This is a genomic window from Achromobacter sp. UBA5777 (genome assembly GCF_002418565.1).
Taxonomy (GTDB): domain Bacteria; phylum Pseudomonadota; class Gammaproteobacteria; order Burkholderiales; family Burkholderiaceae_B; genus Achromobacter; species Achromobacter animicus.
Genome location: NZ_DIEJ01000261.1, coordinates 44,749 through 54,216, shown reverse-complemented (window position 1 = coordinate 54,216; position 9,468 = coordinate 44,749). Strand labels below are relative to the sequence as shown.

The window sequence follows — 9,468 nt, the reverse complement described above, 5'->3', positions numbered from 1 at the left end:
CTGGTGCAGGCGGCGGCGTCGGCAGCGGCGCCCACGATGCCCGACGCCGCACTGGCGCTGGTTCCGGCGGCAAGGGCGCTGACGCCCGACGAGATTGCCGCCGTGTTCGCGCAGTTGCCCACAAGGCGGCTGCCCTGAAACCCAAACGCATTGACACCATGATCCCGACATCAGCCCTATCTCACGACGACCGCATCAAGTGCCTGCTGGTCGACGACGTTCCGGAGAATCTGATTGCGCTAGAGGCGCTGCTCGCCAGCGACCGTGTCGAAGTGCTGAAGGCCCAGTCCGGCCCGCAGGCGCTGGAACTGCTGCTGCGCCACGGCGACGTTGCGCTGGCGCTGCTGGACGTGCAGATGCCCGACATGAACGGCTTCGAACTCGCCGAGCTGATCCGCGGCAGCGAGCGCACGCGCCACATTCCGCTGATCTTCATCACCGCCGGTTCGCGCGAACAGAACTGGCAGTTTCGCGGCTACGAAAGCGGCGCGGTGGACTTTCTGTACAAGCCCGTCGACCCGTACATGCTGCGCACGAAGGCCAACGTGTTCTTCGAATTGCACGAGCGCAAGCGTGCGCTGGCGCAGCAACTCGAAGAGCGCACCGAAGCGCTGCGGGTCAACGAAATGTTCATGGCGGTGCTGAGCCACGATCTGCGCACGCCCTTGCAGGCCATCATCATGGGCGCCACCGTGCTGCAGCGCCAGGGCGACGACGAACGCACTTCGAGCCTGGCGCGGCGCATGCTGCAAAGCAGTGAGCGCATGTCGTGTCTGATCGAAGACTTGCTTGATGTGACGCGCATTCGCCAGGCGGGCGGGCTGACGCTGGCGCCCTCGGAACTGAACATGGGGGCGCTGGTCGAGCGCACGCTGGACGAGGTGCGCACGGGCTTTCCCGATCGCCAGGTCGCGTCGCACTGCCGTGGCGACGCGGCCGGCGCATGGGACGGCCAGCGCATTTCGCAGGTGATCGCCAACCTGGTGGGCAACGCCTTGCACCATGGCAGCAAGACCGCCCCGGTGCAAGTCGAGGTCAATGGCGAGGACGCCGGCGAGGTGGTCATCACTGTTTCCAATGGCGGCACCATTCCGCCGGAGCTGCTGCCCCATCTGTTCAACCCATTCCGCAGCGGCGCGCGGCGACCCGGCGGTCACCACGGGTTGGGCTTGGGGCTTTTCATTGCGCAGCAGATCGTGGTGTCGCATGGCGGCTGCATCAGCGCGGACTCGCGCGACGACGTGACGAGTTTCCGCGTGGTCCTGCCGCGGCGGGCGGCTTCGGCCGGCGCGGCGGTGATCGCCCGGCCACGCGGCGACGCGACGCCCGCCTAGGGCGTCGCAGATCGTCCACCGCATTCTGCGGTGGACAGATCATCCGGCGTATCCACATCGGCACATACGCCCGCATCATCGACCGCCAGCTCGGTCACACCATGACGGGCCAATACGGAACGTGCGCCCACATCCCCCGCCAGCGCCGCAAGCGCCGGCCAGATCGATCGCTGAAACGCGACCGGGTGGCCGCGCTGGCCCTGCCATGTCGGCGCGACGATGGGATGCACACTAGCCGCTTCTGCAACGCGCAGAAAGGTATCCGCGCGGATCCAGGGCATGTCGCCAAGCGCGACAAGGCAGGATTCCACGTCCGGGCTTGCGGTGCGCATGACGTGCCGTGCGGCCGCGGCCAGACTGTCGCCCATGCCTGCGTTCTTACCCTCGGCGTTCGGGCCGATTGTGACCACCTCGCATCCGGCTTGCGCCAGTAATGCCGCGACGCGGTCGTTGCCCGCGCGGACGACCGCCACAACGCCGGCCGCCGCAGCCAGCAGGGACGACGCGGCCGCCATGACGACAGGTGTGCCGTCTGCAAGGGGCGCGAGCAGCTTGTCCTGGCCCGCGGCTGCGCTGGCAAAGCGCCGGCCGTGTCCGGCAGCTAGCAGGATGCCCACGCAGCGGTTGCGATCGGCGTTGTCCGGATTGGTTTCGAGATCGAACATTTTCTTGTCAAACGGGCGTGGCGGCCGGGCGGTTCCCGTCGCTATCATCGATTGACGACGATCTTATCGGGAAATCCGCCCCGTTTTCACGCGCGCGGTAGCGCGGCACCCGGCATGCCGTGGCCGGCGCCGCCAGGAACACGGTTTGCTGATAGCGCGCGCTGATGGCGAGCTGCGGCCCGCCGAATGCTCAAAGGAGTTCCAGCCTTGGAAAATTCCATCGATATCAAGATTTCGCGGCGCAACCTGCTCAAAGCGGGCGCCGCCTCAGCCACCGCACTCGGGACAACAACCATGTCCGCAGCCCAAAGCGCCGCGCCGGCGCACAACCTGACCACCACGGTCACGCTGAATGTGAACGGCCGCACGCATGAATTGGCGCTGGATGTGCGCACCAGCCTGCTGGACGCGCTGCGCGAGCACCTGCACATGACCGGCACCAAAAAGGGTTGCGATCATGGCCAGTGCGGCGCCTGTACGGTGCTGCTGGATGGCAGGCGGATCAATGCCTGTCTGACGCTGGCCGTCATGCACGACGGCCAGCAGATCACGACCATCGAGGGGTTGGGCACGCCCGGCGCGCTGCATCCGCTGCAGGCCGCGTTCGTCAAGCATGACGGTTACCAGTGCGGTTACTGCACGCCGGGGCAGATCTGCTCTGCCGTCGGCATGCTGGACGAGGCCGCAAGCGGGATGCCCAGCCATGTCACCGACTCGTTGACCGAGCGCCCGTTGCTGACGCCCGAGGAGATCCGCGAACGCATGAGCGGCAACATCTGCCGTTGCGGGGCGTATTCCAACATCCTGGACGCCATTGAAGACGTCGCGGAGGGCAAGGCATGAGATCGTTCACGTACGAGCGTCCCGGCACCGATGCCGAGGCCGCTGCCAGCGCGGCACGCGAGCCGCGCGCGCGGTTCATTGCAGGCGGCACCAATCTGCTGGACCTGATGAAGATTGAAGTCGAAACGCCCGTCCACCTGGTCGATGTCAACGGCCTGGGTCTGGACAGCATCGAACCCACGGACGACGGCGGGCTACGCATCGGCGCCGTCGTACGCAATGCGGACCTTGCCGCCCACGAGGTGGTGCGGCGCGATTACGCGGTGCTGGCGCGCGCGCTGCTGGCTGGCGCGTCGGGGCAGATCCGCAACCGCGCCACGACCGCCGGCAATCTGCTGCAACGCACGCGCTGCCCGTATTTCTACGACACCAACCAACCCTGTAACAAGCGCGTGCCCGGCAGCGGCTGTTCCGCAATCGGCGGCGTCTCGCGCCAGTTGGCGGTGATCGGCGCCAGCGACGCCTGCATCGCCACGCATCCCAGCGACATGGCTGTGGCCATGCGCCTGCTGGACGCGAAGATCGAGACGGTTCGGCCCGACGCCACGCGGCGGGTGATTCCCATTGCCGATTTCTATCGCCCGCCGGAAGGCACGCCGCACATCGAGACCCATCTGGCGGCCGGCGAACTGATCACCGCGGTGGTGCTGCCCAAACCGCTGGGCGGCAAACACCTCTACCGCAAGGTGCGCGATCGCGCGTCGTTCGCCTTCGCGCTGGTGGCGGTGGCCGCCGTCGTGCAAGACGATGGCACCGGCAGGGTGGCGCTGGGCGGCGTGGCGCCGCAGCCCTGGCGCAGCGAAGCGGCGGAAGCGTATTTGCCGGACGGCGCGGCGCGCGTGACCGATGCGCTGCTGTCCGGCGCCAAGCCGACGCCGGATAACGGTTTCAAATTGACGCTGGCGCGCCGCGCGCTCGGTTCGGTCTTGATGGAAGCGAGGGCGTGAACTCATGAAATTCGATACTCCCGCGACACAGAACCCGATCGATCAGCTCAAGGTCGTGGGCCAGCCCGTCGATCGCATCGATGGACCGCTCAAGACCAGCGGCCAGGCCCCTTACGCGTATGAGCACCACGACATCGCGCCCAATCCCGCGGTCGGCTACGTCGTGGGCGCGGGGATTGCCAAGGGCGCCATCACGGCCATTGATACCGAGCTTGCGAGCCGGGCGCCGGGTGTACTGGCCATCGTGACCGCGCAGAATGCCGGCAAGCTGGGCAAGGGCAAGATGAACACGGCCACGCTGCTGGGCGGTCCGGACATCCAGCACTATCACCAGGCGATTGCGTTGGTGGTCGCCAACACGTTCGAGCAGGCCCGCGCGGCCGCCAAACTGATCCGTGTGCAGTACGAGCGGCGGCAAGGCGCGTTCGACCTGGCAGCGCAGAAGCGGGACCACGGCGCATCCGGCAAGCACATCCCGAAGACCGACGCGGGCGACTTCGACGCTGCGTTCACCGCGGCGCCGGTCACGGTCGATCACACCTACACCACGCCCGACCAGTCGCACGCGATGATGGAACCGCACGCCTCGCTTGCAGTCTGGAAGGGCGACAAGCTCACGATATGGACTTCGAATCAGATGATCGCCTGGGGGCGGTCCGATGTGGCCAGGACGCTGGGCATTCCCAAGGAGAATGTGCGCCTGATCTCGCCCTACATCGGCGGCGGCTTCGGCGGCAAGCTGTTCGTGCGGGCGGACGCCTTGCTGGCTGCGCTGGGCGCGCGAGCGGCCGGCAGGCCGGTGAAGGTGGCGTTGCCGCGTCCGCTGATCATCAACAACACGACGCACCGGCCCGCCACGATCCAGCGCATCCGGCTGGGCGCGGGGCGCGACGGCAAGCTGACGGCGATCTCGCACGAGAGCTGGTCCGGCGACCTGCCGGACGGCCAGCCCGAAGAGGCCGTGCAGCAGACCAAGCTGCTATACGCCGGCGCTAATCAGCGCACCGCGCTGAACCTGATGACGCTGGATCTGCCCGAAGGCAATGCGATGCGCGCACCCGGCGAGGCGCCCGGCATGATGGCGCTGGAAATTGCCATCGACGAGATGGCGCAAGCGCTGGACATGGACCCCGTGCAGTTTCGCGTGCTCAACGACACGCAGGTTGATCCCACCGATCCATCCCGGCCGTTCTCCCAGCGGCGTTTCGTCGAATGCCTGCAGACGGGCGCCCGGCATTTCGGCTGGGACCAGCGCGATCCCAAGCCCGGCACGCGGCGCGAAGGGCGTTGGCTCATCGGGCTGGGCGTCGCCAGCGCCTTTCGCAACAATCTGGTGACCAAGTCGGCCGCACGCGTGCGGCTGGATGCGGCGGGGCGCGTCATCGTCGAGACCGACATGACCGACATTGGCACGGGCAGCTACACCATCATTGCGCAGACCGCCGCCGAGATGCTGGGCGTGCCGCTGTCCCGCGTGGTGGTGCGGCTGGGCGATTCGGCCTTTCCCGTATCCGCAGGCTCGGGCGGGCAGTGGGGCGCGAACAGTTCCACGGCGGGCGTGTATGCCGCCTGCGAAAAACTGCGGACGCTGGTCGTGGAGCGATTGGGATTCGACGAGCAGGGCGCGGTGTTCGCCAACGGCGTGGTCACGGACGCCAGCGGGCGCAGCGCGCCGCTGACGCGCGCGGTGTCGGGCGGCGAGCTCATCGCGGAAGACGCGATCGAGTTCGGCGACCTGGACAAGAAATTCCAGCAATCCACGTTCGGCGCACACTTCGTGGAAGTGGCCGTGGACGCCGCCACCGGCGAGACCCGCGTGCGCCGCATGCTGGCCGTCTGCGCCGCTGGCCGCATCCTCAATCCCAAAACCGCGCGCAGCCAGGTCATCGGCGCCATGACCATGGGCGTGGGCGCGGCGTTGATGGAGGAGCTGGCGGTCGACCATCGCGCGGGATTCTTCGTCAATCATGACCTGGCAAGTTACGAGGTCCCCGTCCATGCCGACATTCCGCGCCAGGAGGTCATCTTTCTGGACGAAGACGATCCGGTGTCTTCGCCCATGAAAGCCAAGGGCGTCGGCGAATTGGGGCTGTGCGGTGTGGCGGCGGCGATTGCCAATGCGGTGTACAACGCGACCGGCGTGCGTGTGCGGGACTATCCGGTGACGCTGGACAAGCTGTTGGCGCAGATGCCGTCCGACGCGTGATGCGATGCCGCCATGCGCTATGCTGGCGCGATGACGAAACACGACTATCAAGACGCACTGCGCCGCATCCTGGACGCGCAAACGGCGGACGCTCTGCGCACGCTGGCCGGGATGTTTGCGCGATTGCCCGAGAAGGCGCGCGAAATCCAGTTCGGCATCTTTCCCGACCAGGGCGGCGAGGGGACCTTCTCGGTGGTGATCGGCCTGGAAGGGCCGGACCTGTACGTGCTGAACAAGGCCATCGAGGGCTACCGCGATCTCTTTGACGTCGTGCACGGCGAAGCGGGATTGGAGCCGCCGGTGCCCATGTTCTCCAGCGAGCCGGCGTTCTGCGTGCAGGACGCGATTGCCGACGTGGCGGCCGATTGGGTTGAATCGCTATGGGAGCAAGGCGGCCGCCTCGTGTCGCCCTTGCCGGCGATGGTGTATGCCCATGACGATTACGGTACGGATCTGCCGCGCATACTGGCTGGCGCTCGGGAGAAGTGAAAAGACGCGGTTCGTCGATTCGCCGTAAACTGCCCTCCTTTTGCCGACGGTATGAAAAAAGCTGCAAACGGCAAGGGGGCAGTTCCCCGCTGCGTACTGATCACTGGCGCCACAGGCGGAATCGGCGCCGCGCTGGCCTACGAATATGCGCGCGCGGGTACGCGCACGCTCATACTTCAAGGCCGCGACAAGGCGCGCCTGAATCAAATCGAGGCGCGATGCGCCGCACTGGGCGTGCGGGTCATCGCTCAGCCTCTGGATCTGCGCGATCTGCCCGCGCTGATTGAATGGCTGGAGGCTATCGGCCACAGCGAAGCTCCCGATCTTGTCATTGCCAATGCAGGCGTGAACATCAATACGGGACCGGATCAGGCGGGCGAGTCCTGGGACGATGTGCAGCGTCTGCTGGATGTGAATGTTCGCGCCGTCTTGGCCACCGTGCACGGCCTTCTGCCCGCGATGCAGGCGCGCGGTGACGGCCAGATTGCCCTGGTCAGCTCCCTGGCAGCGTGGCGCGGTCTTCCGGATACCCCGAGCTACTGCGCCAGCAAGGCGGCGGTCAAGGCATATGGTGAAGCCATGCGCGACAGCCTGGCCAAGCGGGGCGTTCGCGTCAACGTCATCATGCCCGGCTACGTCGAATCGCAGATGTGCTTCGACATGCCCGGTCCCAAGCCATTCCTGTGGAGCGCGGAACGGGCAGCTTCCGCAATCCGGCGGGGCTTGCAGGCCAACCGAGCCCGGATCAGCTTTCCATTCCCACTCAATCTGGGCACGTTTCTGCTTTCTGTGATTCATCCCGCGGTCTCAGGTTGGATCCTGAGGAGGTTGGGTTACGGTGGCTGAGGTTCTTGGCTGGGGAATATTGCCGGCATTTTTCATCGGCCTTGCCGCTAGCTGGGCAATCGAGGGGCTGCTGCGTCCGCGTCCGGTGATGGCCTGGCGCCGCCCCTTTCGGGCCAACCTCACGCATGTGGGGGTGTTACTGATCGGGTTCTCCCTGGAGCTCGCGCTCTTTCGCAGGCCCTATTTCGCGATGGCCAATGTCCTGGCATTGGAACTCGTCGTGGTGCTTGTGAGCCGGGCAAAGGACCACGCGCTGCAGGAACCGTTCGTCTTTCCCGATTTTGAATACTTCACCGACGCCATTCGGCATCCGAGGCTGTATCTGCCCTTTTTTGGGTGGGGCAACGCGCTGGCCACGGCAGCCGGCTTCGGTGGCGCGCTGTGGGTTGGGTTATCGGTCGAGCCGGAAATCGCCACGCAGGCTGGACCTCTGTTTTTCCCAGGGATCGCCTTGACGGTTGCCGCCGGCACCGCTTTGGCTGCGTGGGCGGCAAAGGGTCTGAAAGTCGATTTCGACGCAGCCTCGGACCTTCGACGATTGGGAATTTTTTCAGCGCTGTGGGCGTACGGCCGGGCCGAACGGCAATGTACCGCCACGGCGCGTGCTGCCGCTCCCTTCCAACCGCGCCGCCCATCCTGGTTGCCGAGCTCACTCCCGGATCTGGTCAGCGTGCAGAGCGAATCCTTTTTCGACGTCCGCCGGTCCTACCCCCTGGTAAAAAACGAGGTGCTGGCCGGCTTCGACGCTTTGCGGCAGGAATCATTGCTTTGGGGTGAGCTGGACGTAGCTGCCCGGGGCGCCAACACGGTCCGCACTGAGTTCGCCTTTCTCTCAGGAATGGATGTGGACGCACTGGGCGTGCATCGATACAACCCCTACCGGCGCTTCGCAGGCGAGGGGGTCCCGACGGTGGCGTCCTATCTGAAAAACCTGGGCTATCGAACCATCTGCGTGCACCCTTTCCATGGCAGCTTTTACCGCAGGGACAAGGTCTTGCCCAAGTTGGGGTTTGATGAGTTCTTCGATCTGAAGGCATTCGAAGGCGCCGAGAAGGCCGGCGCCTACGTCAGCGATCGCGCGTTGGGCGAATTCGTCTCGTCCCTGCTCAAGCGGAATGGCCAGCAGCCCCTGTACATCCACGTCATCACGATGGAGAACCATGGCCCGCTTCACTGGGAGCCGGTGACGGATGAGGATGCGGAAGAATTCCTTTCAGGACCACTGCCGAAAGGCTGTGAGGACCTGGTGGCCTATGCGCGACACCTACGCAATGCCGATGCAATGTTCTCCGATCTACGGCGAACCCTGCTGACCAATGGCCGGCCGGCCGGTTTGTGCATCTACGGCGATCACGTTCCGATCATGCCCAAGGTCTATGGCAGTTTGGGCGCGGTCAGCGGGGCGACGGACATGGTGATCTGGACGACGGGGGAGCAGAGCGCGGACGGCGAGACGGGTCCGCACGGCATCACCCGACTCGCTCGCGACTTTCTCAGCCGGCTTGGCTTGATCTGAAGGGCCACGTCACCGATCGAGGGTATGGGCTGAGATCGGCTAAATGTTGGTACCAGGTTAACGACATCTCCCCGAATAATCCGATCCACTGATCAGCCGGGATTTCGGGCGTGTGTTCCCCGGAATACCCGTTCTGCGGGCGGGCGCCTCTGGAAGAAGGTTCTTTCAGGGCATGTCAATGGCGGACCAAACAAAAACTTCGAGCCTCACAGGCATCCGCAATAACCGGTTGATTCTAAAGTCGTTTATCCGACGGGCTTGGCTGGCAGGGTTGCCTTTCTCCAACGCATTATTTCGCTCGTGAGAATTTGAAACCCTCGTCGTTGCCAACGCCGGGTAAATCGCGGATAATCGTCACAAAAATTTTCTGCCAATTGCCTGGAGTCTCAGGTACTTAGCTCAATGTGCGCGAAGTTGCGTATAGCGCGAATGCCTAATTGTAATTAAAGTTTTCTCGATTGGGTATGGGTTTTTTGGTCTGGTTTGATTTGGAATCGTGGGCTCCCCGTTCAATGCGGGAATCGGGAATCGGTTTAAGCGGTATTGGCCGTGATATTCCCGTTTCAGCTTTCGACATCCAGCCGGATTATCTCCGGCTATTGGACAAATAACATCGCGCGGC

At 64.9% G+C, this 9,468-nt stretch carries 8 protein-coding genes; 7 read left to right on the top strand and 1 reads right to left on the bottom strand.

What is annotated here, in order from left to right; genetic code table 11:
* The first annotated feature begins 158 nt into the window (after nucleotides 1-158).
* On the top strand, nucleotides 159-1,334 hold the full coding sequence (locus tag B3446_RS22680; RefSeq protein WP_291385205.1) for a hybrid sensor histidine kinase/response regulator: 1,176 nt from the start codon (nucleotides 159-161) through the stop codon (nucleotides 1,332-1,334).
* On the opposite strand, the gene B3446_RS22675 is transcribed toward B3446_RS22680, so the two are convergent.
* On the bottom strand, nucleotides 1,331-1,999 hold the full coding sequence (locus B3446_RS22675; protein WP_291385203.1) for a nucleotidyltransferase family protein: 669 nt from the start codon (nucleotides 1,997-1,999) through the stop codon (nucleotides 1,331-1,333). The genes B3446_RS22680 and B3446_RS22675 overlap by 4 nt on opposite strands.
* A gap of 207 nt (nucleotides 2,000-2,206) precedes the next feature.
* On the opposite strand from B3446_RS22675, the gene paoA reads away from it, so the two are divergent.
* The 6 genes from paoA to B3446_RS22645 are packed head-to-tail and all read left to right on the top strand — an operon-like array spanning nucleotide 2,207 to nucleotide 8,846.
* On the top strand, nucleotides 2,207-2,842 hold the full coding sequence (paoA, locus tag B3446_RS22670; RefSeq protein WP_291385201.1) for an aldehyde dehydrogenase iron-sulfur subunit PaoA: 636 nt from the start codon (nucleotides 2,207-2,209) through the stop codon (nucleotides 2,840-2,842).
* A complete protein-coding gene (locus B3446_RS22665; protein ID WP_291385200.1) occupies nucleotides 2,839-3,789 on the top strand; it encodes an FAD binding domain-containing protein in 951 nt (316 codons plus the stop codon). The genes paoA and B3446_RS22665 overlap by 4 nt, the downstream gene beginning before the upstream one ends.
* 4 nt (nucleotides 3,790-3,793) lie before the next feature.
* A complete protein-coding gene (gene paoC / locus B3446_RS22660) occupies nucleotides 3,794-5,995 on the top strand; it encodes an aldehyde oxidoreductase molybdenum-binding subunit PaoC (RefSeq protein ID WP_291385198.1) in 2,202 nt (733 codons plus the stop codon).
* 30 nt (nucleotides 5,996-6,025) lie between these two features.
* Nucleotides 6,026-6,484 (top strand): DUF6389 family protein, encoded by a 459-nt coding sequence (locus B3446_RS22655; protein ID WP_291385196.1) that lies wholly within the window; start codon nucleotides 6,026-6,028, stop codon nucleotides 6,482-6,484.
* 51 nt (nucleotides 6,485-6,535) lie between these two features.
* Entirely contained in the window at nucleotides 6,536-7,330 is a 795-nt protein-coding gene (locus B3446_RS22650) for an SDR family NAD(P)-dependent oxidoreductase (protein WP_291385194.1), read from the top strand.
* Nucleotides 7,323-8,846 (top strand): LTA synthase family protein, encoded by a 1,524-nt coding sequence (locus tag B3446_RS22645; RefSeq protein ID WP_291385192.1) that lies wholly within the window; start codon nucleotides 7,323-7,325, stop codon nucleotides 8,844-8,846. Before B3446_RS22650 ends, B3446_RS22645 begins: the two co-directional genes overlap by 8 nt.
* Nucleotides 8,847-9,468: the final 622 nt, after the last annotated feature.

What these genes read in the sequence shown, in the direction of transcription:
- B3446_RS22680 (WP_291385205.1), top strand. Translation starts at nt 159, where the DNA reads ATGATCCCGACATCAGCCCTATCTCACGACGACCGCATCAAGTGCCTG.
- paoC (WP_291385198.1), top strand. Translation starts at nt 3,794, where the DNA reads ATGAAATTCGATACTCCCGCGACACAGAACCCGATCGATCAGCTCAAG.
- B3446_RS22650 (WP_291385194.1), top strand. Translation starts at nt 6,536, where the DNA reads ATGAAAAAAGCTGCAAACGGCAAGGGGGCAGTTCCCCGCTGCGTACTG.
- B3446_RS22675 (WP_291385203.1), bottom strand. Translation starts at nt 1,999, where the DNA reads ATGTTCGATCTCGAAACCAATCCGGACAACGCCGATCGCAACCGCTGC.
- B3446_RS22665 (WP_291385200.1), top strand. Translation starts at nt 2,839, where the DNA reads ATGAGATCGTTCACGTACGAGCGTCCCGGCACCGATGCCGAGGCCGCT.
- B3446_RS22655 (WP_291385196.1), top strand. Translation starts at nt 6,026, where the DNA reads ATGACGAAACACGACTATCAAGACGCACTGCGCCGCATCCTGGACGCG.